Annotated in this window: 16 protein-coding genes; 12 read left to right on the forward strand and 4 right to left on the reverse strand. The window is 74.8% G+C overall.

What is annotated here, in order from left to right; genetic code table 11:
• The first annotated feature begins 56 nt into the window (after positions 1–56).
• The 5 genes from fdxA to ACWCHM_RS01080 all read left to right on the forward strand — a co-directional run bounded on the left by fdxA (position 57) and on the right by ACWCHM_RS01080 (position 3,924).
• A complete protein-coding gene (gene fdxA, locus ACWCHM_RS01060; protein ID WP_007072862.1) occupies positions 57–383 on the forward strand; it encodes a ferredoxin in 327 nt (108 codons plus the stop codon).
• A 95-nt stretch (positions 384–478) separates the two neighbouring features.
• The gene (gene dapC / locus ACWCHM_RS01065; RefSeq protein WP_421490124.1) at positions 479–1,582 is read left to right on the forward strand and encodes a succinyldiaminopimelate transaminase; all 1,104 of its coding nucleotides are present in this window, start codon (positions 479–481) and stop codon (positions 1,580–1,582) included.
• A gap of 10 nt (positions 1,583–1,592) precedes the next feature.
• Entirely contained in the window at positions 1,593–2,597 is a 1,005-nt protein-coding gene (locus tag ACWCHM_RS01070) for a prephenate dehydrogenase (protein WP_421490125.1), read from the forward strand.
• A 47-nt stretch (positions 2,598–2,644) separates the two neighbouring features.
• A complete protein-coding gene (locus ACWCHM_RS01075; protein ID WP_421490126.1) occupies positions 2,645–3,283 on the forward strand; it encodes an SIMPL domain-containing protein in 639 nt (212 codons plus the stop codon).
• Complete coding sequence (locus tag ACWCHM_RS01080) at positions 3,283–3,924, forward strand: nucleoside/nucleotide kinase family protein (protein ID WP_204957834.1); 642 nt, start codon at positions 3,283–3,285, stop codon at positions 3,922–3,924. Before ACWCHM_RS01075 ends, ACWCHM_RS01080 begins: the two co-directional genes overlap by 1 nt.
• Here ACWCHM_RS01080 and ACWCHM_RS01085 read toward each other — a convergent pair.
• Positions 3,907–6,477: a hypothetical protein gene (locus ACWCHM_RS01085; protein WP_454221279.1), complete on the reverse strand. Its 2,571-nt coding sequence runs from the start codon at positions 6,475–6,477 to the stop codon at positions 3,907–3,909. The genes ACWCHM_RS01080 and ACWCHM_RS01085 overlap by 18 nt on opposite strands.
• A gap of 91 nt (positions 6,478–6,568) precedes the next feature.
• Positions 6,569–7,126 carry a sugar O-acetyltransferase gene (locus ACWCHM_RS01090; RefSeq protein WP_281894408.1) on the reverse strand — a complete coding sequence of 186 codons (558 nt, stop codon included), beginning with the start codon at positions 7,124–7,126 and terminating at the stop codon, positions 6,569–6,571.
• Between the two features lie 217 nt (positions 7,127–7,343).
• On the opposite strand from ACWCHM_RS01090, the gene ACWCHM_RS01095 reads away from it, so the two are divergent.
• Entirely contained in the window at positions 7,344–10,685 is a 3,342-nt protein-coding gene (locus ACWCHM_RS01095; protein ID WP_454221280.1) for a S8 family serine peptidase, read from the forward strand.
• Positions 10,686–10,737: 52 nt separating this feature from the next.
• Here ACWCHM_RS01095 and dapD read toward each other — a convergent pair whose 3' ends face one another.
• Positions 10,738–11,694, reverse strand: coding sequence for a 2,3,4,5-tetrahydropyridine-2,6-dicarboxylate N-succinyltransferase (dapD, locus tag ACWCHM_RS01100; RefSeq protein WP_281894406.1), 957 nt, complete (start codon positions 11,692–11,694; stop codon positions 10,738–10,740).
• Positions 11,695–11,775: 81 nt separating this feature from the next.
• On the opposite strand from dapD, the gene dapE reads away from it, so the two are divergent.
• Positions 11,776–12,849 (forward strand): succinyl-diaminopimelate desuccinylase, encoded by a 1,074-nt coding sequence (dapE, locus tag ACWCHM_RS01105; RefSeq protein WP_204957838.1) that lies wholly within the window; start codon positions 11,776–11,778, stop codon positions 12,847–12,849.
• A 537-nt stretch (positions 12,850–13,386) separates the two neighbouring features.
• Here dapE and ACWCHM_RS01110 read toward each other — a convergent pair.
• Positions 13,387–13,554 carry a hypothetical protein gene (locus ACWCHM_RS01110; protein ID WP_204958239.1) on the reverse strand — a complete coding sequence of 56 codons (168 nt, stop codon included), beginning with the start codon at positions 13,552–13,554 and terminating at the stop codon, positions 13,387–13,389.
• Positions 13,555–13,709: 155 nt separating this feature from the next.
• Here ACWCHM_RS01110 and ACWCHM_RS01115 point away from each other — a divergent pair, with 155 nt between their 5' ends.
• The 5 genes from ACWCHM_RS01115 (at position 13,710) to ACWCHM_RS01135 (ending at position 22,843) form a co-directional block, all read left to right on the forward strand.
• Positions 13,710–14,633 (forward strand): LOG family protein, encoded by a 924-nt coding sequence (locus tag ACWCHM_RS01115; protein ID WP_454221281.1) that lies wholly within the window; start codon positions 13,710–13,712, stop codon positions 14,631–14,633.
• A 4-nt stretch (positions 14,634–14,637) separates the two neighbouring features.
• Positions 14,638–15,183 carry an LOG family protein gene (locus ACWCHM_RS01120; protein WP_454221282.1) on the forward strand — a complete coding sequence of 182 codons (546 nt, stop codon included), beginning with the start codon at positions 14,638–14,640 and terminating at the stop codon, positions 15,181–15,183.
• An 85-nt stretch (positions 15,184–15,268) separates the two neighbouring features.
• Positions 15,269–18,841, forward strand: coding sequence for a PD-(D/E)XK nuclease family protein (locus ACWCHM_RS01125; protein ID WP_454221283.1), 3,573 nt, complete (start codon positions 15,269–15,271; stop codon positions 18,839–18,841).
• Between the two features lie 64 nt (positions 18,842–18,905).
• The gene (locus ACWCHM_RS01130) at positions 18,906–22,439 is read left to right on the forward strand and encodes an ATP-dependent helicase (RefSeq protein WP_454221284.1); all 3,534 of its coding nucleotides are present in this window, start codon (positions 18,906–18,908) and stop codon (positions 22,437–22,439) included.
• Positions 22,440–22,639: 200 nt separating this feature from the next.
• The gene (locus ACWCHM_RS01135) at positions 22,640–22,843 is read left to right on the forward strand and encodes a cold-shock protein (RefSeq protein ID WP_067374184.1); all 204 of its coding nucleotides are present in this window, start codon (positions 22,640–22,642) and stop codon (positions 22,841–22,843) included.
• Positions 22,844–23,051 lie beyond the last annotated feature (208 nt).

A 23,051-nucleotide genomic window follows, 5' to 3' on the forward strand; every position in this document is an offset into this window, starting at 1 on the left:
TACTAGGCTCTTAGCGTCGCGGGTGATCGCGACGAGTCTTGCGGAGGAGAAGACCGGTGACCTACATCATCGCCGAGCCGTGCGTGGATGTGCTCGACAAGGCATGCATCGAGGAATGCCCGGTCGACTGCATTTACGAGGGCAACCGGATGCTCTACATCCACCCCGACGAATGCGTCGACTGTGGTGCCTGTGAGCCGGTCTGCCCGGTGGAGGCCATCTTCTACGAGGACGACGTCCCCGAGCAGTGGAAGGACTACACCGGCGCCAACTACGAGTTCTTCGAGGACCTGGGCTCGCCGGGCGGTGCGTCGAAGATCGGCAAGGTGGAGAAGGACGCGACGTTCGTCGCCGGCCAGCCGCCGCGCGGCGAGGGCCACTGAACCGGCCCGCCGCCGCGACACCGGGGGCACCGGCCGGGCCCGCAGCGGCACCGGCCGGGGCCGCGCCGGAGCGTCAGGTCGGGCCGGCACCGGCCGTGCCGGTGTCGGCCCGGTTGCCCGAGTTCACCTGGGACACCCTGGACGCCGCGGCCACCCTGGCCGCGGCGCACCCGGACGGCCTGATCAACCTCTCCATGGGCACCCCTGTCGATCCGGTGCCCACGGTGATCCGGCAGGCCCTGGCCGACGCGTCCGACGCGCCGGGTTACCCGTTGACGGCGGGCACCCCGGCGTTGCGGCAGGCCATCGCCGGCTGGGTGGCGCGCGCCTGCGCCGCCGGTGTCGACGGGCTCGGGGTGCTGCCGACCATCGGTTCCAAGGAACTGGTGGCCTGGCTGCCCACCCTGCTCGGGATCGGCCCCGGCGACGTGGTCGTGGTGCCCACGGTCGCCTATCCGACATACGAGGACGGTGCCCGGCTGGCCGGCGCCACTGTCGTCCGCGCCGACGCGCTGACCGCGGTCGGCCCGACCTCACGGGTACGCCTGGTCTGGGTCAACTCGCCGGGCAACCCGACCGGTCGGGTGCTGCCCGCCGCCCACCTGCGCAAGGTGGTCGACTGGGCGCGGGAGCGCGGTGCCGTGGTGGCCAGCGACGAGTGCTACCTCCCGCTGGGCTGGACGGCCGACGCCGCCCCGGTGTCGGTGCTCGCGCCGGAGGTCTGCGGCGGGTCGTACGACTCGGTGCTGGCGGTGCACTCGCTGTCCAAGCGCTCCAACCTGGCCGGCTACCGGGCCGGGTTCGTCGCCGGTGACCCGGTGCTCGTCGCCGAGCTGCTGAAGATCCGCAAGCACGCCGGCATGATCGTCCCGGCGCCGGTGCAGGCCGCCATGGTGGCCGCGCTCGGCGACCAGGCGCACGCCGACGAGCAGCGGGAACGCTACCGGGCCCGGCGGGAGACGCTGCTCGCCGCGTTCATCGGGGCGGGGTTCCGGCTGGAGCACTCCGAGGCGGGCCTCTACCTCTGGCTCACCCGCGACGAGGACTGCTGGGACACCGTCGACTGGCTGGCCCGCCGGGGCATCCTGGTCGCCGCCGGGGCGTTCTACGGCCCGGCCGGGCAGCGGCACGTCCGGGTGGCGCTGACCGGGTCCGACGCGCACGTCGGGGCGGTCGCGCAGCGGCTCGCCCAGCCGTAGGGCGGCTGTGGTGGGTGACGACGTCGGCCGACCCCGGGTCGCCGTGGTGGGCACCGGCCTGATCGGCGGGTCGATCCTGCTGCGCCTGCACGCGGCGGGCGTCCCGGTGACCGGCTGGGACCCGGACCCGGCGACCCGGGCCGAGGGCCGCCGCCGGGGCCTCGACTTCGCCGACGAGCTCGGCGACGCGGTCCGCGACCGGGACGTGGTGTTCCTCGGCGGCCCGCTGCCCAGCCTGCCGCAGACCCTGCTCACGGTGGCGGGGCTGACCGGTGACCGATGCATCGTCACCGACGTGGGCAGCACCAAGGAGGCCGTCGCCGGGTTCGCCGGGGCACACGGGTTGACCGGCCGGTTCGTCCCCGGGCACCCGATGGCCGGGACCGAACGGGCCGGGCTCACCGCCGCCCGGGAGGACCTGTTCGCCGACGCGGCCTGGGTGCTCTGCCCGAGCGCCGACGGGCTGGTGCCGTTCCGGGCGCTGGTCGGGCTGGTGGTCGACGTCTTCGGCGCGCACGTCGTGCCGATGTCGCCGCAGGTGCACGACCGGGTCGTGGCGCTGTCCTCGCACGTGCCGCACCTGCTGGCCGGCGGTCTGGCCGGGGCCGCCGCCGACTCGACGGTGCGCGACGCGGTGGTCCGGCTCGCCGCCGGCAGCTTCCGCGACGGCACCCGGGTGGCGACCACCCCGGCCCGGCGGACCGCCGCCATGCTGCTGGCGAACCGGGACCAGGTGCTGCGGCAGTTGGCCGAGGTGCGGGCCGCGCTCGACGTGCTCGCCGAGGCGGTCCGCGACGACGACCTGCCCACGCTGGTGGCCCACTACGAGCGGGCCGGCGCGGTGCGGGCGGCCGGGTCGGGCCGGGAACAGCCCGTCCAGCGGGCGTTCGACCTCGATGCCGATCCCGCCGGGGAGTTGGCGTTCGTCAGGTCGGTGGGCGAGTCCGGTGGGCACCTGACCGGCTGCGTGGTGGCACGGGGGACGGTGACGTACACCGGGCTGCGGCCGGCCTGACCGCGCGGATACCGGCGGCACGCCGGTCGCGCCGCTAGGGTGGGGGCGTGGCGGACGGACCGGTGGTGGCGGTGCGCGGTGAGGCGTACCGGGAGGTGCCGCCCGAGCTGGCCCGCTTCGAGGTGACCGCGACGGCCCGGGAACGTGACCGTCAGGTCGCGTTGGCCCGGCTCGCCGAGCGGGCCGCCGCCGTCCGGGTGCTGCTCGACGAGCACGAGCCGGCGGTGGACCGCCGGGAGGCCGGTGAGCTGCGGGTCCGCCCCGAGACGAACCGGTCCGGCGAACGGGTCGTCGGCTACCTGGGCAGCGTCTCCACCACCGTCACCGTCACCGACTTCGGCTCCCTGGCGGAGCTGATGCTGCGGCTGGCCGAACTGGACCACGTCGAGGTGGCCGGCCCCTGGTGGTCGTTGCGCCCGGACAGCCCGGCCCACCGGGAGGCCCGGCACGCGGCGATCGCCGACGCGTTGCGCCGGGCCCGGGAGTACGCCGAGGCGCTCGGCGTCCGGGTGACCGCGCTGCTGGAGTTGGCCGACAGCGACGAGAGTTCCGGCATGGGCGGGGCGCTGTTCGCCCGTCAGGCCCGCCAGGGTGGCCCGCCGGAGCTGGATCTGGACCCCCGTCCGCAGTCGGTGCACGCGGTGGTGCGGGCCCGGTTCACCATCAGCGAGCCGGTCCTGACCTGATGCCCGGGGCACGTCCGTTCTCCCTCGACGACCTGGTGGCAAGGGCCCGGTCGTTGGCCGACGCCGGCCCCCGGCAGTTGCTGGGCATCGCCGGGGCGCCCGGGGCGGGCAAGTCCACCCTGGCCGAGCGGATCGTCGCGGCGGTCGGCCCGAGCGCCCGGCTGGTGCCGATGGACGGCTTCCACCTCGCCCAGGCGGAGCTGGTCCGGCTGGGCCGGGCCGATCGCAAGGGCGCGGTCGACACGTTCGACGCCAACGGGTACGTGTCGTTGCTGCGCCGGCTGCACCGGTTGGAGCCGACCACCGTGTACGCGCCGCTGTTCCGCCGTGACCTGGAGGAGCCGGTGGCCGGGGCGGTGGAGGTGCCGCCCTCGGTCCGGCTGGTGGTGACCGAGGGCAACTATCTGCTGCTCGGCGAGCCGCCGTGGGACGAGGTGCGGTCGTTGCTGCACGAGGCGTGGTTCCTCGACCTGGATGCGGGGGCCCGGCTGCGTCGACTGGTGGCCCGGCACGTGGCGTACGGGCGGTCACCGGAGGCGGCGCAGGCCTGGGCGTACGGCAGCGACGAGGCGAACGCCGCCGTGGTGGCGGGCACCGCCGACCGGGCCGACCTGGTGATCCGGTCAACCGACCCGGGGTGACGGGACGCTACGCCGCAGCAGCCGGGCCACCAGGGCCCGTTCCCGGTGGAACTCCCACGCCTCCGGGTAGCCGCTGTGGTTGCGGATCGGCGGGTCGGCGACCTCGCCCCCGCTGGGGTGCAGCGCCTCCGGGTCGGTCACCGGCACGTCCCGTTCCCCGGCGTTGACCTGCCAGCCGAGCGGGTCGGTGTCCCGCCAGAAGTTGGTCCACGCGACGTGGCCGGAGGGCCAGGTCAGGGCGTCGGCGAGCACCCGGAGCCGGGCCGGGCCGAAGTAGGCGGGGAAGACCCGCCCGTAGAGTCGGGTGAGTTGGCAGCCGTACGACAGGAACCAGATCCGTCGCCGCCACCGGGTCGGCAGTTGCAGCAGCGTCGCCGCGCAGATCACCGTGCCCTGGCTGTGCCCGGAGAGGATCACCCCGTCCATCCGGCGGGGGTCGCGCTCGGTCAGCGCCAGGAGGCCGGCGATCCGGGTCTGCAACTCGGGGACGGCGCGTTCGGCGTAGCTGGGTGGGGCGAGCGGGTGCGCGGCGCGCGGCCAGAAGGTGCCGACGTCCCACAGCACCCCGACGCTGCGCCGGACGGTGTCGTTGCGGTAGACGAGCATGCCGAGCCCGGCGACCACCAGCGGCAGCCAGCCCAGCAGGGTGTCCCCGAGGTCGGCGGCGGCGTGCACCAGCCCCGGCCAGCCCGACGCGCCGGCCGGGACCGGGCGGGCCCGGGTCAGCGCCGCCACGCAGGACAGCGCCACCAGCACCGCCGCGATGGTGGCGTAGCAGCCGATCAGCCGTACCGCGTGCTCGCCGACCAGGCGGTGCAGCGCGCGGAAGGTGCTGACGTGCCGGCAGCGGCGCAGGTCGTGCGCGGAGAGGGCCTGCCCGGCGGCGGTGAGCCGGTGGTATTCGACGCGGCGCAGCCGGTGGAAGAGCACCCCGGCGCGGATCAGCGTGCCGAGCAGGGCGGCGGTGGCGACGGTGAAGGCCAGTCCGGCCCAGATCACCGGCAGGGGTGGCACGATCGGGGAGAAACCGCTGGGTGAGGCGGCCCCGTCGAGCCGGTCGGTGACCCAGTAGAGCAGGCCGGCGCAGTAGGCGATGGCCATCATCCAGCCGAAGCCGGCGATCACGGCGGCCCCGCGTCCGCCCCAGGCGACGTCGGTGTGCACGCCCAGTGGTTGCTGTCCGGCGTCGCTGCCGGTGCGGGGCAGCAGCAGTCCGGTCGTGGCGAGCGCGATGGCGGGTGCGGCGAGCATCCAGATCCGCAGCCCGTCGGGGGCGGCGGGGAGGCCGGGCAGCCGGCCGTCGAGCCAGGCCATGCCGAGGGGCAGCAGCACGGCGGCGGCAGCGGGGACGGGCAGCGCGCGGCGGCCGGAGCGGGCGACCGTGCCGATGGCGATCAGCAGCAGCACCTGGTAGGTGGCGAGCCAGGCGACCAGCCCGTCGTAGCCGGGCAGCGAGTGGTCGGCGCGGCAGCCGGCCAGGCCGGGGTCGCGGATGCAGCCGGCCGGTGGGCGGAACTGCGCGAGCGGGGTGCCGGCGGGGCCGTCCGGCAGCAGCAGGAGGGTGAAGGTGCCGGCCAGCGCGAGGCCGGTGAGCACGCCGACGGCGAGGCTCCACCGGCCGAGCGGGGCGGCCCCGCTGCGTCGGGTCAGCCAGGGACGGCCGACCGCCACCACGGCGATCACCACGACCGTGACCAGGGCGGCGACGGTGGGGACGGCGACCACGGCGCGGACGCCCCGGGCCGGGTCCAGCACCAGCACCGCGCCGACGGGTACCGCCGCGGCGAGCGCCGCGCCGACGCACAGGTGCAGCACGGCGGCCCGGCGCAGCTGTCCCTCCCCGCCCCAGAAGGTGGGGTCCTGCAACGGGTTGGCCGGGTTGGGCGCCGGCTCGGCCGGGTGCTCCCCGTCGCCCGCCGGGGGGCGGGGTTCGGCGGGCATCTCGGCCTCGTACTGGTAGGTGCGCCAGGAGACGAGGCCGAGCACCAGCAGCATCGCCAACGGCACCAGCAGGCCGACGGCGAGCGCGTGGGCGTCGGCACGCCACCAGCCCCGGCCGAGGAACTCCCACGGGCCGGGCAGTTGCCGCAGGCACTCCTGGTCGACGCACTGCCAGGCGATCAGGTCGACCCCGATGCCGGTGGCGGCGAGGACCAGGGTGCCGGTGAGGCTGAGGCAGAACAGCCGGATCAGCCAGGCGGTGATGCCGGAGCGGCTGCCCCAGCGTTCGGTGTCCGGGTCGGGCGGGATGCCGGGGCGGGCGTACAGGGCGACGTTGGCCAGGGTGAACGGCAGCAGCAGCGTCCACAGGGCGCGTTCGACGTCCCGCGCGGTCCGCGCCCCCGAGGTCAACTGCCCCCAGCTGTACGCCTCGACGACGACGGGGTCGTCCGGGGCGGAGTCGCTGGCGCGGTAGAAGCCGGTGACGTCGCCGCCGGAGACGAGCCGGGGTTGCGGGCCGGTGCCGGTCGGGTCGGCGGGCAGGCCGAGGATCTGGTCGGGCGGGGTGTTGGACACGCCGTGTACCCGGAGTTCGAGTACCCGCTCGGCCATCGGTGCTCCCTGGTGACGAAGTCACTACCCAGAGTGCATCGGAATTTGCCGTTCGCCCACGGTTGCGTCGGTGTTTTCGCAGCTCAAGCTGTTATTGCAGGGTACGGATCACTCGTGCGGGGTTACCCACGGCGACCACGTTGGGGGGTAGGTCGCGGGTGACCACCGCGCCCGCGCCGACCACCGTGTTCTCCCCGACCGTCACTCCGGCGAGGACGATCACCCCGCCGCCGAGCCAGACGTTGTCCCCGATGGTGATCGGCTGGGCGGCCTCCCACTTGGCTCTCCGCGCCTCGGCCTCGACGGGGTGGGTGGCGGTGAGCAGCTGCACGTTCGGTCCGATCTGGACGTCCGCGCCGATGGTGATCCGGGCGACGTCGAGCAGGACGGCGTTGAAGTTGACGAAGCTGCGGTCCCCGAGGTGGGTCTGCCAGCCGTAGTCGCAGTACAGCGGTGGACGTACCTGGGCGTCCTCGCCGACGCTGCCGAGCAGGTCGCGCAGGGCGGCGAGCCGGCCCTGCGGGTCGTCGGCGGGGCTGCGGTTGAACCGTTCGGCCAGCCGCGCGGCGCGGTCGAGATCCGCGACGATCTCGGGGTCGTCGGCGACGTACGGCTCGCCGGCGAGCATGCGTTCCCTCATGGACGTCACCAGGCGATCGTCGCCGATCGGGCGGGCCGGTGGGACGAAATCGCGTCGGTCGTGTCTCGGCAATGTGTCCGGACGGTCATCCCGCGGACTTCTTTTTACATACCGAGTATGTAATTCTGGGGCATCGATGTGGCCCGGTCGTCGATGTGGCCGGTCGTCGATGGTTCACGTGGCTCGATGGGCTCACGTCAGGTAAACGTCCCAGAAGGAGGTTCCGTTGCACCGAAGCAGAAGAACCGCGGCCGGCGGGCTGGTGCTCGCCCTGGCCCTCGGTCTGCCGGCGACGGGCGCGCACGCCGCGCCCGCCGGCCCCACCGCGCCCCGGCCCATCACGCCGGCCGCCGGCTCCAGCACCGTCACCCTGATCACCGGGGACCAGGTCACCGTCACCCGCACCGGTGGTGCCGCCGTGCGCCCCGGCCCCGGCCGGGAACACCAGCAGTTCCTGGTCCGCCGGGAACGCGGCCACCTGTCCGTGGTGCCCCGCGACGCGGTGCCGCTGGTGCGCTCCGGGCAGGTCGACAAGCGGCTGTTCGACGTCACCGGCCTGATCGCCGCCCGCTACGACGACGCCCACCGCGACAACCTGCCGCTGCTGGTGTCGTACCGCGAGGGGCAGGCCCGGCGCGGCGCGGCCGGGCTGCCGGGCACCCGGGTGACCCGCGACCTGCCGGCGATCCAGGGCGCGGCGCTGACCGCCGGCAAGTCCTCGACCGGCGCGGTCTGGTCGACGCTGACCGGCGGCGACGCCGGAGCCCGGCTCGACGCGGCAGGGGGCGTCGAGCGGATCTGGCTGGACGGTCGGCGCGCGCTCTCCCTCGACCACAGCGTGCCGCAGATCGGCGCGCCCACCGCCTGGGCGGCCGGCTGGACCGGCAAGGGGGTGACCGTCGCGGTGCTGGACACCGGCATCGACGCCACCCACCCGGACCTCGCCGGCAAGGTCGCCGAGGCCCGCAACTTCAGCGACCTGCCCGACCAGCGGGACATCGTCGGGCACGGCACCCACGTCGCCTCCACCATCGCCGGCAGCGGTGCCGCCTCCGGCGGGAAGTACCGGGGCGTCGCGCCGGACGCGACGCTGCTCGACGGCAAGGTCTGCGAGGAGTTCGGCTGCGCCGAGTCGGCGATCCTGGCCGGCATGCAGTGGGCCACCACCGAGAAGAAGGCCGCCGTGGTCAACATGAGCCTCGGCGGCGGCGACACCCCCGAGGTCGACCCGCTGGAGGAGGCCGTCCAGACGCTGACCGCCCAGACCGGCAGCCTCTTCGTCATCGCCGCCGGCAACGACGGCCGGGACGGCTCGGTCGGCTCACCGGGCACCGCCGACGCCGCACTGACCGTCGGCGCGGTCGACCGGGACGACGAACTCGCCGACTTCTCCAGCCGGGGCCCCCGCCTCGGCGACGACGCGCTCAAGCCCGACATCACCGCCCCCGGCGTCGACATCGTGGCCGCCCGCTCCGTCGACGGCCAGATCGGCGACCCGGTCGGCACGAGGTACGTCGCACTCTCCGGCACGTCGATGGCCACCCCGCACGTGGCCGGCTCGGTGGCGCTGCTCGCCCAGCAGCACCCGGGCTGGAAGGCCGGGCAGCTCAAGGCGACCCTGATGGCCGCCGCCAAGCCGCACCCGACGCAGACCGCCTACGAGCAGGGCGCCGGCCGGGTGGACCTGACCCGGGCCATCACCGAGCAGGTCACCACCGACCCGGTCAGCGTCTCGTTCGGCCGGGCCCTGTGGCCGCACGGCGACGACGCCCCGATCACCCGGACCGTCGCCTGGCACAACGGCGGCACCACGCCGCTCACCCTCGACCTGACCGTCGAGGTGAAGGGGCCGGGCGGGGCCGCCGCACCGGCCGGCATGTTCACCCTCGGCGTCAACCGGATCACCGTCCCGGCGGGCGGCCGGGCCGAGACCACCGTCACCGCGAACACCCGGCTCGGCGTCGACGGCTACTGGACCGGTCGGGTGGTGGCCCGCTCCGGCGGCACCGTCGCGGTGACCCCGCTGGCCGTGCACCGGGAGGTGGAGAGCTACACCGTCACGCTCACCCACCTCGACCGCAGCGGCGAGCCGGGCGGCGACTACTCGACCAGCCTGGTCAACCTCGCCGACGGCGACCTGCGCGACGTGTTCGAGGCCGACGGCGTCGTCGAACTCCGGGTCCCCAAGGGCCGGTACGGGCTGAGCAGCGTCTTCTTCGAGCCGGGCCCGGACGAGGAGTCGGGCGGCCTGGGCATGCTCGCCCAGCCGGAACTGGTGGTCGACGGCGACACCGCGGTCACCGTCGACCTGCGCAAGGCCAAGCCGGTACGGATGACCGTGCCGCAGGCCGACGCCAAGGTCTCCCTGGTCGACATCAGCGCCAACTACCTGCTGCCCGACGACGGCAGCTACGGCTTCGGCATCGTCTCCTTCGACACCTTCGACGGGCTGTCCACCGGCCAGCTCGGCAAGGCGGTGTCGGCCGACGAGTTCGTCGCCACCTTCAACAGCCAGTGGGCCGACCGGGACGCCGAGGTCAGCCCCTACCTGTACGCGCTGGGCGAGGTCGTGCCGGGCAAGCTGCCCAGCGGGCTGGTGCGCGACTACCGGCGGGGCGACCTGGCCACGGTGGTGCACACGTTCCGTGACCCGTACCCGAAGATGGAAGCCGAACGGCTGGTCTTCCCGGACAGCGGCTACAACCTCGGCGGCTGGGCGGTCGTCCTGCCGACCGACCTGCCCGGCCAGCGCACCGAGCACTACAGCACCAAGGGGATGCGCTGGGAGTCCGAGCTGGACTTCGGCGTCCGCGACCCGGAAGCGGGCTGGCTCGACGTCCAGGCGGTCCTGGTGACCCCGCCCACGAAGTACCAGCCCGGCCGGCGGGCCACCGAGACCTGGGGTGCGGCGCCGCTCGGGCCGTCCCTGCCCGCCCCGCGCTGGCCGGGGGACGGTGTCACCCGGACCGGGGACACCATGCTGGTGAGCGTGGCGCTGCACGCCGACGCGGCCGGGCACCCCGGCGGGTCACTGACCGACAGCGCCCGTACCGCGCTGTGGCGCAACGGCACGCTGGTGGAGGAGACCGACAACCCGGGGTACGGCGAGTTCACCGTGCCGAAGGCGGCCGGCGACTACAAGCTGACCGTCGCGGCGACGCGGAGCCTCACCGACCTCGGCACCGAGGTGGAGGCGAGCTGGACGTTCCGCTCCGGGCACGTGGCGGGTGACACGCCGAAGCCGCTGCCGCTGTCGGAGATCCGGTTCACCCCGCGGCTGCGGGCCGACAACACCGCCCCGGCCGGGCAGGTCTTCGCCGTCCCCGTGCAGGTACGACGGCAGCCGGGCGCCGGCACCGCCAAGCTGGCGAAGCTCAGCGTCGACGTGTCGTACGACGGGGGGAGGACCTGGCGGCGGGCCACCGTGGTGAAGGTGCCGGGCCAGGGCACGGTGGCGCTGGTCAAGCACCCGGCCGGTGCCGGGTACGCGTCCCTGCGGGCGACCGCCCGGGACACCGAGGGCAACACCGCGAGCACCCGGATCATCCAGGCGTACCGCCTGAAGTGATCGGACGTCCGGGCCCGCGACGGTTCTCGTCGCGGGCCCGGACCCGTGCGGGTCAGTCGTTGGCGTGCAGGGCGGCATTGAGCGTGATGCCCTGGCCGCTGCGCGGCTTCGCCTCCAGCGCCCCGGTCACCGAGTTGCGCCAGAACAGCAGGCCGTCGACGCCGGACAGCTCACGGGCCTTCACCACCCGGCCGTCCGGCAGGGTGATCTTCGAGGCGGCGGTGACGTAGCAGCCGGCCTCGACCACGCAGTCGTCGCCGAGCGAGATGCCGACCCCGGCGTTCGCGCCGATCAGGCTCCGTGCCCCGATCCGCACCCGGTCGGTGCCGCCACCGGAGAGGGTGCCCATGATCGACGCGCCGCCGCCGATGTCGGAGCCGTCACCGACCACCACGCCCTGCACGATCCGGCCCTCGACCATCGAGGTGCCCAGCGTGCCGGCGTTGAAGTTGACGAAGCCCTCCTGCATCACCGTGGTGCCGGCGGCCAGGTGCGCGCCGAGCCGGACCCGGTCCGCGTCGGCGATCCGCACCCCGGCGGGCACCACGTAGTCGGTCATCCGGGGGAACTTGTCCACCCCGTACACGGCCAGGTGGCGGCCGGCGGCCCGCTCGATCACCCGCAGCTCGTCCACCCGCTCCGGCGGGCACGGGCCGGCCGAGGTCCAGGCCACGTTCGCCAGTTTGCCGAAGATGCCGTCGAGGTTCAGCTCGTTGGGCCGCACCAGGCGGTGGGAGAGCAGGTGCAACCGCAGGTACGCGTCGGCGGCGTCCTTGATCGGCTCGTCCAGCGCGCCGATCACGGTGACCACCTGCACCGTACGCAGGCCCGGCAGGGCCCGCTCGCCGACCGCGCCGGGCGGCAGGTCCAGCACGTCGGCCTGGTCCTCGCCGGGGACCAGCGGCAGCTCACCCAGGCCCAGCTTGCCGGTCGGGTACCAGGTGTCGAGCACCTGCTCGGCGGCGGTCACTGTGGCCAGGCCGATACCCCAGGCGGATTGGGACGTCACTGTTCTACCCTCTCGTTCGCGGCTGCGGGGCCGGTGGGCTCACCCCTCCCGCCCACCGTCCAGGACGGTACCGTGCGAATCATGGAGAACCCGCTTACCCCCGAGGTCCTGGCCGATCCGGTGGCGCTGACCCGCGCCCTGGTCGACATCGAGTCCGTCTCCCTCGACGAGAAGGCTATCGCCGACTGTGTCGAGGAGGTCCTGCGCCGGGTGCCGCACCTGAGCACCTTCCGGCACGGCAACACCGTGATGGCGCGGACGGATCTGGGCCGGTCCTCCCGGGTGGTGCTCGCCGGGCACCTGGACACGGTGCCGCACAACGACAACTTCCCGTCGACCATGCGCGGGGATCTGATGTACGGCTGCGGCACCTCCGACATGAAGTCCGGGGTGGCCTTCGCGTTGCACCTGGCGGTTACCCTGCCCGACCCCCGGTACGACGTGACGTACTTCTTCTACGAGGCCGAGGAGATCGAGTCCCGGTACAACGGGCTCACCCTGGTCGCCGAGGCCCACCCGGAATGGCTCCGGGCCGACTTCGCGGTGCTGCTGGAACCGACGTACGGCATCGTGGAGGCCGGCTGCCAGGGCACCATGCGGGCGATCGTCACGGTGCCCGGCGAACGCGCCCACGTGGCCCGCTCCTGGCGCGGGGTCAACGCCATCCACGGCGCGGGCGAGGTGCTCCGCCGCCTCGGCGAATACCGGGCCCGGCGGGTCACCATCGACGGCTGCGACTACCGGGAGGGCCTCAACGCGGTGCGCATCGACGGCGGGGTGGCCGGCAACGTCGTCCCCGACCGCTGCGAAATCGAGATCAACTACCGGTACGCCCCGGACCGTGACCCGGCGGCGGCCGAGGCGCACCTGCGGGAGGTCTTCGCCGGCTACGACCTGGCGATCACCGATGCGGCGGCCGGCGCGGCCCCGGGACTCGATGCGCCGGTGGCCCAGGAGTTCCTGGCTGCCGTCGGTGCCGCCCCGATCGGCAAGCTGGGCTGGACCGACGTGGCCCGGTTCGCGGCGATGGGCATCCCGGCGCTGAACTTCGGCCCCGGCGACCCCAACCTCGCCCACCACAAGGACGAACACGTCGAACTCACCAAGATCCGCGACGGCGCCGCCACCCTCCACCGCTGGCTGACCCCCGCCTAACCCCGCCCCCCGCCCCGCGCCCCCGCCCCGCGCCCCGCCCCGGGTTCGCCCCGGTGATCAAGAGGTTTGTGTCACCGAGAGCGCTCTCCCACTCCCCATTTCTCTTGATCACGACTCATTTCTCTTGATCACCGAGTGCGGGGCGGGCCCGGGCTGGCTGCGGGAGCGGACCGGGTGCGGCGCGGGGACTCGGCCGGGCGTGGGGCGGGGCTGGGGAGCGGGCCGGCAGGAGCGCGGGCCGGGTTGGGAGCAGTATGGGCCGGGCCGGCAGCAGTGTGGGCCGGGTCGGGAGCAGTGTGGGCCGGGCCGGCAGGAGTGTGGGCCGGGTCGCGAGCAGCGTGGGCCGGGACGGTCGCAGAGGGCGGGGTCGGCGGGGTGGATGTGGTGAGGCCCCCGGGTCGGGGGACCGCGGGGGCCTCGGTGCGTACTGGGTGAAGGCTCGGGTGGCCGGCCAGGGGTGTGAGGCGGCCGGCCGGTCGGGTGGTGCGGGCCGGGGCGGGTGCTCCGGCCGGGTCGACGCGGGTCGGGCTGGTGGTGTCAGACGGTGGTGAGGCGGGGACTGTCGGGCTCGCTGGGCTCGACGGACTGGGCGGCCGGCTCCACCGGCACCTCCAGCTGTCGGGCGCGGCGGCGCTCGGCCACCACCTCGTTGATCCTTCGCTGCATCTGCCGACGGATCCGCATCCGTTCGTTGTTGCTGATCACGCTTGCTCCTCCCCCGAAGGCGCGCGCCGGGCCATACCCGGTATGTGAATAGTAAGACGTACGGGCGACAGAATTAGTTGCCCATGATCGCGAACTTTTTCTCCGACCCGTCGGCCAGCACCGCCCTGACGTGCGTCTCCACTACGGTGACTGACATGAGTCAGACCAACGGGCGGCAGTCGGGCCGCGATCCGGAGCGGCACCGGGGGGCGGTGACACTGCGCCGTGGCGCGATCCCCACCAGCACCGCTGACCAGCGGTTGCTCGACTCCCGAGGGCGCAGCGACTGGAAGACGAAGGACGCCTGGCGGGCGCTGCGCATCCTCGCCGAGTTCGTCGAGGGTTTCGACACGTTAGCCGATCTGCCACCCGCGGTGAGTGTCTTCGGCTCGGCCCGTAGTAAACCCGACAGTCCCGAGTGCCGGCTGGCCGAGGAGTTGGGCGCGGGTCTCGCCCGGGCCGGTTACGCGGTGATCACCGGCGGTGGACCCGGTGTGATGGAGGCGGCCAACCGGGGGGCCAGCGAGGCCGGCGGCCTCTCCGTCGGGTTGGGCATCGAACTCCCCTTCGAGCAGGGGCTCAACGACTGGGTCGACCTGGCCATCGACTTCCGCTACTTCTTCGCCCGCAAGACCATGTTCGTCAAGTACGCCCAGGCGTTCGTGGTGCTGCCGGGCGGGTTCGGCACCATGGACGAGCTGTTCGAGGCGCTGACCCTGGTGCAGACCGGCAAGGTGACCCGGTTCCCGGTGGTGCTCATGGGCACCGACTACTGGCGGGGGCTGCTCGACTGGCTGCGCGACAGCATGGCCGCCGAGGGCAAGATCGGCCCGGTGGACCTGGAGCTGATCTGCCTCACCGACGACGTGGACGCCGCGGTCCGGCACATCGTCGAGGCCGAGGCGGCGCTCGCCGTCGACCAGGAGGCCGTCCGTGAGGCGGCGGTGGCGCGTACCGCCGCCGACCAGCAGGCCGCCCGCCGGGCCGCGGACACCGCCACCCCCTCCCCGGGTACGCCGTCCGACGGCACCGGGGCCAATGGCACGGGCCGGGGTGTCGTCGACGGTCGGGAGGGCTGAGCCGGTGGCGGCGATCTGTGTCTTCTGCGCGTCCTCCCGTACCCTCGACCAGCGCTGGCTGGACCTGGCGGCCGAGACCGGCGCGGAGCTGGCCCGGCGCGGGCACACGCTGGTCAGCGGCGGCGGCTGCGTCGGGATGATGGGCGCGCTCGTCGACGGGGCGCGGGCGGCCGGTGGGCAGACCGTCGGGGTGATCCCGCAGGCGCTGGTGGACCTGGAGGTCGCCGACCTCGCCTCGGACGAACTGCTGGTCACCGACGGCATGGCCAGCCGCAAGACCGTCATGATCGAGAAGTCGGACGCGTTCCTCACCCTGCCCGGCGGTCTGGGCACCCTGGACGAGCTGTTCGAGGTCTGGACCACCGCCACGCTGGCCATGCACGCCAAGCCGATGGTGCTGGTCGACACCGACGGCTTCTACCGCCCGTTGCTCGACTGGCTGGCCACCATCACCGACCAGACCTTCCTCAAGCCGGCCGGCCTGGACCTGCTCACGGTCACCCCGACCGTCGCCACCGCGCTCGACGCCCTGGAGGCCCGGCTGCCCTGACCCGAGGCCGGACCGGCATCCGGCCGCCCCGTCCGGGCGGGGTGGTGCCCTGGGGGGTGTCGTACCGACATGGTGGGATGTGGGGGTGCAGGGGTACCGGCTGGTGCGCCGACCTGCCGGACCGGGCCCGCAGGACGGGCGGTCCGCCGCGGACGTCCGGGGGGACGACCGGCACGGCGGGCCGGCCGAGGGGCCGGGTCGGGCCGGTGCGGGTGACGAGGGGGAGCCGCGGCCCGGGGGGCCGACGGGCGATGCCGTACGCCCCGAGGGGAGCCCACCGGCGCGAGGCCCGGCGGGCGATGCCGTTCGCCCCGGCGGGCGGCGGCACGATCCGCTCCAGGCGGAGGTGGTGGCGCACACCGACGGACCGATGCTGGTCCTCGGCGGGCCGGGCACCGGCAAGACCGGCACCCTGGTCGAGGCGGTGGCCGCCCGGGTCGCCGAGGGGGTCGACCCGGAACGTCTGCTGGTGCTCACCTTCAGCCGTCGGCAGGCCACCGGGCTGCGGCAACGGATCGAGGCCCGGATCGCCGCCGACGGCCACCTGGTGCTGCGGGAGCCGCTGGTGCGCACCTTCCCGGCGTACGCCTTCGGGCTGCTGCGCCGGGCCGCCGCCGAGCGGGGCGAGCCGTCCCCCCGGCTGCTCACCGGCCCCGAACAGGATCTGATCATCCGGGAGCTGCTCGACGTCGTCGGCGACGAGCCCGACGACGACCCGGTCGGCTGGCCGGACGACCTGCTTCCCGCCCTGCGTACCCGGGCGTTCGCCGCCCAGCTGCGTGACCTGCTGATGCGCGCCGCCGAACGCGGCGTCGGGCCGGTGGAGCTGGCCCGGCTGGGGGAGAAGCTGGGCCGCGCCGACTGGCCGGCCGCCGCCCGGTTCCTGCGGGAGTACGTCGCCGTCCTCGCCCTGCGCGACGTCGGCAACCGGGGTTCCGTGGCGTACGACCCGGCCGAGTTGGTGCGGGCGGCCACCGGCATGCTCCTCGACGATCCGGAGCTGCTGACGGCCGAACGCCGTCGGCTGGCCCACGTCTACGTCGACGAGCTGGCCGACACCGACCCGGCCCAACAGGACCTGCTGGTCGTCCTGGCTGGTGGTGGCCGGTCCCTGGTGGCGTTCGCCGACCCGGACTCCTCCACGTACGCCTTCCGGGGTGCCGACCCGGCGGTGGTGACCGCCTTCCCGCACCGGTTCCGCACCGCCTCCGGGGCACCGGCGGCGCAGGTCACCCTCACCACCTCGTACCGGGCCGGTGCGGTGCTGCTGGGGGCCACCGGTCGGCTCGCCAGGCGGTTGCGCGGCCCGGCCGGGCACCGGCGGCTGCGACCGCTGCCCGACGCGCCGCCCGGCAGCGTCGAGGTGCGTACCTTCCGCTCGGCCACCGGCGAGGCCGCCTGGCTGGCCCACGCGCTGCGCTCGGCCCACCTGCTCGACGGGGTGCCCTGGTCGGCGATGGCGGTGCTGGTCCGCTCGACCCACCTGCACCTGCCGTCGCTGCGCCGGGCGCTGCACACCGCCGGGGTGCCCACCGTCGTGCACGGTGAGGACCTGCCGCTGCACCTGCAACCGGCGGTCGCCCCGCTGCTACTCCTGCTGCGCTGTGCGCTCGAACCGGCCCGGCTCGACGAGGAGTCCGCGATCGCGCTGCTGCACTCGCCGCTGGGCGGGGCCGACCCGCTCGCCGAGCGGCGGCTACGCCAGGGGCTGCGGGCGCTCGCGCTGGCCCGGGGTGACCGGCGGCCCTCCGGTGAACTGATCGTCGAGGCGCTGGCCGACCCGGCCGAGCTGGCCGGCATCGAACGGCGCTGGGTCGAGCCGGCCCGTACGGTCGCGGAGCTGCTCGCCACCGCGCGGACGGCGGCGGCAGTGCCCGGGGCGACCGCCGAGGACGTGCTCTGGGCGGTGTGGGACGCCAGCGGTCTCGCCGAACGCTGGGCCGGGGCGATCAACCGGGGGCGGGCGGCCACCGGGGAGCACGAGACCGCCCAGCGTTGGCGGGCCGAGGCCGCCGACCGGGACCTCGACGCGGTGCTGGTGCTCTTCGACGCGGCGGCCCGGTTCGTCGACCGGCTGCCCGGCGCGCGGACGGAGGTCTTCCTCGACCACGTCCTCGGCCAGGACCTGCCGGCCGACACCCTGGCGGCCAGCGCCGACCGGGGCGAGGCGGTCCGCCTGCTCACCGCGCACGCGGCCAAGGGCCTGGAGTGGGACCTGGTCGCGGTGGCCGGCGTGCAGGAGGGCGTCTGGCCCGACCTGCGGCTGCGCGGCAGCCTGCTCGGCTCCGAACGGCTGGTCGACGTGCTGGCCGGCCGGGCGGACGGCACCGGCACCCGGGCCAGCCTGGTCGGGCAGACCTCCGCCCTGCTCGACGAGGAACGCCGGCTGTTCCACGTCGCGGTGACCCGGGCCCGGCGGCGGCTGCTGGTCACCGCCGTCGCCTCGGCCGCCGTCGGCGGCGACGACCACGAGGAGCAGCCCAGCCGCTTCCTGCACGAACTCGGCGTCACCGGCCAGGACGGAGACGGCCCGACCAGAAGCGGCCCCACCCCGCCCGCCGGGGAACCCGGGAAGGCGGGCGAGGACCTGCCCGGGGGGCCGGGGGATGAACCGGAGGAGGGGCCGACCCGGGAGTTGCCCGTCGGCCGGCCACCCCGGGCGCTCACCCTCTCCGCGCTGGTGGCGGAGCTGCGTACCGCGATCGTCGACCCGGCGGCGTCGGTGGCCCGGCGGCGCGCGGCGGCGGCCGAACTGGCCCGGCTGGCCGCCGCCGGCATCCCCGGCGCGCACCCGGACGACTGGTGGGGGCTGCGCAGCCTCTCCGACGACCGGCCGCTGGCCGACGAGGGCGAACCGGTTCGGGTCACCCCGTCGGGGATGGAGAGCGCGCTGCGGTGCAGCCTGCGCTGGCTGCTGGAGCGGCACGGCGGCAGCGGGCCGGCCAGCGCCGCCCAGGGGGTCGGCAACCTGGTGCACGCCGCGGCGATGCTGGCCGAGGACGCCAGCGCCGACCGGACGGCCCTGCTGGAGTACGTGGCCGCCCGGTTCGACGCGATCGAGCTGGCGGCCCGGTGGATGGTCGGCCCGGAGCGGGAACGCGCCGAGGCGATGGTGGACAAGCTGCTGCGCTGGCTGGCCGGCAACCCGCGCCGGCTGCTCGCCATCGAGCACGAGTTCGCGGTCCGCCTCGACGACCCGACCCGGCCGATCGAGCTGACCGGCCGGGTCGACCGGCTGGAGGTCGACGCCGACGGCCGGCTGGTGGTGATCGACCTCAAGACCGGCAAGTCGACGACCGTCACCGAACGGGAGATGGCCGAGCATCCGCAGCTCGGGGCGTACCAGGCGGCGGTGGAGGCGGGCGGGTTCGCCGAGTTCGGCGACGAGGCCGGGGGTGCGGCGCTGGTGCAGCTCGGCACCGGCGGGAAGGACGCCCGCGAGCAGACCCAGGCCGCCGCCGGGCAGGGCCCCGAGGCCGGCTGGGCCACCGCCCTGGTCCGGCGTACCGCCGATACGATGGCCGCCTCGACCTTCGCCGCCGTCGCCAACGCGAAGTGCCGGGTCTGCCCGGTACGGACCAGTTGCCCGGTCTCCGGGCAGGGCCGGCAGGTCGTCGAGCCGCCGACCACCGGCGAGCACCGGGCGGGCGGGGAGTGAACGTGTCGGCCGCGCCACCGACGACCGGGCGGCCGGGGCCGCGGCGTGCGACGAGGGGAGAGCGGTGACCCAGCCGACCCTGTTCAGCGCCGCCACTCCCGTGCCGCGTACCGCCGACGCCGGGCCGCGCTACACGCCTGTGGAGCTGGCCCGGCTGCTGCGGCTGCCCGCCCCCACCGCCGAGCAGGCCGCGATCATCGCGGCGCCGGTCGCGCCGCTGCTGGTGGTGGCGGGCGCCGGTTCGGGCAAGACCGAGACGATGGCCGCCCGGGTGGTCTGGCTGGTCGCCAACTCGTACGTCCGCCCGGAGCAGATCCTCGGGTTGACCTTCACCCGTAAGGCCGCCGGTGAGCTGGCGCACCGGGTGCGTACCCGGCTCGACCAGTTGGTGCGGCGGCTCGGGCGGCGGGCCCGCAATCCGCTCGACGATCCGCTGGCCGGTGAGCCCACCGTCGCCACCTACCACTCGTACGCCGGTCGGATCGTCGCCGAGCACGGGTTGCGGGCCGGCTACGAGCCGACCACCCGGCTGCTCACCGAGGCGTCCCGGTGGCAACTGGTCGACCTGCTGGTCCGCAACTACGACGGGGACATGTCCGAGGTCGACCGGATGCCCAGCACGATCACCGACGCCGTGCTGGCGCTGGCCGGCGAGCTGGACGAACACCTGGTCGACCCGGACGCCCTGGCCGCCTGGACGGGCCGGTTCTTCGCCGAGGTGCAGGCCCACCCCGGGCGGGTCTACGCCGACGTCCGCAAGGCCCTCCAACTGCAACGCACCCGGCTGAAGCTGCTGCCGCTGGTGCGGGCGTACGCCCGGCGCAAGGACGACTTCGAGGCGATGGACTTCGCCGACCAGCTCGCCCGCGCCGCCCGGGTGGCCCGCGACCATCCGGCGGTCGGCGCCGTCGAGCGGGACCGCTACCGGGTGGTGCTGCTCGACGAGTACCAGGACACCAGCCACGCCCAGGTGGTGCTGCTCAACCACCTGTTCGGCGGCGGTCACCCGGTCACCGCGGTCGGCGACCCCTGTCAGTCGATCTACGGCTGGCGGGGGGCCAGCGCCGGCACGCTCGACCGGTTCCCCACCGACTTCGCCCACGTCGACGGCACCCCCGCCGGGGCGATGAGCCTCACCACCAGCTGGCGTAACCGGCCGGAGATCCTCGGGGTGGCCAACACCCTGTCGGTGCCGCTGCGGGCGGCCGGCGCCCGGGTGCCGGAGCTGCACGCCGCGTTGAGCGTCCGCGACCCGATCCCGCACCGCAGCCCGCGCGGGCAGGCCGCCGGCACCGTGCACTGTGCGCTGCTGCCCACGTACGTCGACGAGGCGGACTGGATCGCCGACAGTGTGCTCGCCGCCTGGCGGGGGGCGGCCCGGATGCCCGGTGCGCTGCCCGAGCACATCCCGGTGCCGCAGCGCCCCGCCACCGCCGTGCTGGTGCGGGTCCGCAGCCAGATCCCGGCGATCGAGGCGGCCCTGCGGGCGCGGGGGCTGCCGGTCGAGGTGGTCGGCCTGGGCGGGCTGCTGGACACCCCTGAGGTACGGGACGTGGTCTGCACCCTGCGGGTGCTCGCCGACCCGACCGATGGCGCGGCGCTGCTGCGCCTGCTCACCGGGGCGCGCTGGCGGATCGGGCCGCGTGACCTGGTGGCCCTGCACCGGCGGGCACGCGCCATCGCCCGGGCCCGCCGTGAGGTGACCGGCGACGACGGGCCGGAGATCGTGGTGGACGCCCTCGACGAGGCGACCCTGGTGGAGGCGCTGGCCGATCTGGGGCCGGCGCAGGCGTACTCGGCGGAGGGGTACGCGCGGCTGCGGTCGTACGGGATGGAGCTGGCCCTGCTGCGGTACCGGCTGGACCAGACGCTGCCGGAGCTGATCGCGGACGTGGAACGCACCATCGGCCTGGACGTCGAGGTGGCGGTCCGGGCCGGCCGGGACGGCGCCGGCGACGCCGGGCTGGCCCGGGGGCACCTGGACGCGCTCGGTGACGTGGCCGCCCGGTTCAGCGGCGAGACCCCGGCGGCGACGCTCGCCGGTTTCCTGGCCTACCTGACCGCCGCCGAGGACGAGGAGCGCGGGCTGTCCCCGGGCGAGGTGGAGGTGGTCGACGGCGCGGTGCAGGTGCTCACCGCGCACGCCGCCAAGGGCCTGGAGTGGGACGTCGTCGCCGTCGCCGGGCTGACCCGGGGCGGCTGGCCCGGTCAGGTCCGCAACTCCGACCACTGGCTGGGCGGGCTCGGGGTGCTGCCGTTCCCGCTGCGCGGCGACGCCGACGGGCTGCCCGTGCTCGACCTGACCGAGGTGGCCGACCAGCGGGGGGTGGCCCGGGCGGTGGCCGACTTCACCGACGCCTGGCGGGCGCACGACGAACGCGAGGAACGCCGGCTGGCGTACGTGGCGGTGACCCGGCCCCGGCGGCTGCTGCTCTGCTCCGGGTACTGGTGGGGGGAGGGGACCAAGCGGTTCCGGGGCCCGTCGGTGCTGCTCCGCGAGGTGTACGACGCCTGCCTGACCGGTGGCGACGGCCTGCTGATCGACGAGTGGGCACCCGAACCGGCGGGTGACGCGGTCAATCCGACCACCGCGCTGGTGTTGCGGGCGGAGTGGCCGGCCGACCCGCTGGGCCCGCGCCGGCCGGCGCTGACCGAGGCGGCGGCCCTGGTCCGCCGCTTCCTCGCCGACCCTGACGCGGCCCGCCGGGAAGCTCCCGGTCCTGTCCCCGCCCCCGCAATCGACGCCCAGGCGGCGGTGGGGCCGGAGGTGGTGGACCCACCGGCGGCAGGTCCGCAGGCGGCTGGGCGGCAGGCGGCGGGCCGGGTGGTGGCGGGCGGGGAAGCGGCTGGTCCGGAGGTGGCTGCGCCCGAGCCCGATCCGGAGGTGGTGCGGTGGCGGCGGGAGGCGGACCTGCTCCTCGCCGAGCGGGCGGAGCTGCTGCGGCAGGCTGAGGCGGTCGAGGTGACCCTGCCCGGCCACCTGTCGGTGACCCAGCTGGTGGCCCTGCGCCGGGACCCGGCCCAACTGGCCCGTACGCTGCGCCGGCCGATGCCCACCCCACCCAGCCCGTACGCCCGGCGGGGCACCGCCTTCCACGCCTGGCTGGAGTCCCGGTTCGGCATCGACCGGCTGCTCGACGTGGACGAGTTGCCGGGTGCCGCCGACGCGGACGCCGCGCCCGACGGGGCGCTGGCCGAGCTTCAGGAGCGCTTCCTGGCCAGCGAGTGGGCCGACCGGGTGCCGGTGGAGGTGGAGGTGCCGTTCGCCTCGGTGCTGGCCGGCGTGGTGGTCCGGGGCCGGATGGACGCCGTCTTCTCCCGCCCCGGCGGCCGGTACGACGTGGTCGACTGGAAGACCGGTCGGCAGCCGACCGGCGCGGAGGCCGAGGTGGTCGCGGTGCAGTTGGCCGTCTACCGGCTGGCCTGGGCGGAGCTGGCCGGGGTGCCGGTGGACCGGGTGGGGGCCGCCTTCCACTACGTACGGGAAGGGGTGACGGTGCGCCCGGCCGACCTGCTGGACGCCGACGGGCTGACCGCGATCATCGCCGGGTTGCCGGAAAATCCGGTGGGGGGTGGCGCGGCGGCGGATCCGTGGTAAGTTGTTCTTGTTGCAGTTTTGGTTTCCAGAGACTCTGTGTGCGCCTGGCGGATTGTGGCCCCAGGCGCTCTTTGTTGTGTCCGGAGTTCTCCGGGCGGGGCGACCAAAAACAACAGGCGATTCGCGCATCCCGCGCGGAGCGCTCCTCTTCGGGCCCGCAACAGGTGCGGGTCCGACGTTCCGTCAAGGAGACGAAACAGATGGCAATTGGCACCGTCAAGTGGTTCAACGCTGACAAGGGCTTCGGCTTCATCACCCCGGACGGCGGCGGCGCCGACGTCTTCGCCCACTTCTCGGCGATCCAGACCTCCGGCTACCGGAGCCTGGACGAGAACCAGCGGGTCGAGTTCGAGGTGACCCAGGGCCAGAAGGGCCCGCAGGCGGAGAACATCCGCCCGCTCTGATCTTCGGATCGTCCGGTAACACCCTCCGGGTCCTCCGGGCCCGGTGACGGACCGGTCCGCCGCGCCGCCCCCCGCTCCGGCGGGACGCGGCGTGCTGCGGCGGACCGGCTCCCGTACCCCATCGGTTCGTGCTTGTGAGTCACCGACGGACAGCTCCGTCGGTGACCGCGCCGGCTCCCGGCGCCCTCCCTCGACACGTGCCGCGTCG

The organism is Micromonospora sp. SCSIO 07396 (genome assembly GCF_053667945.1).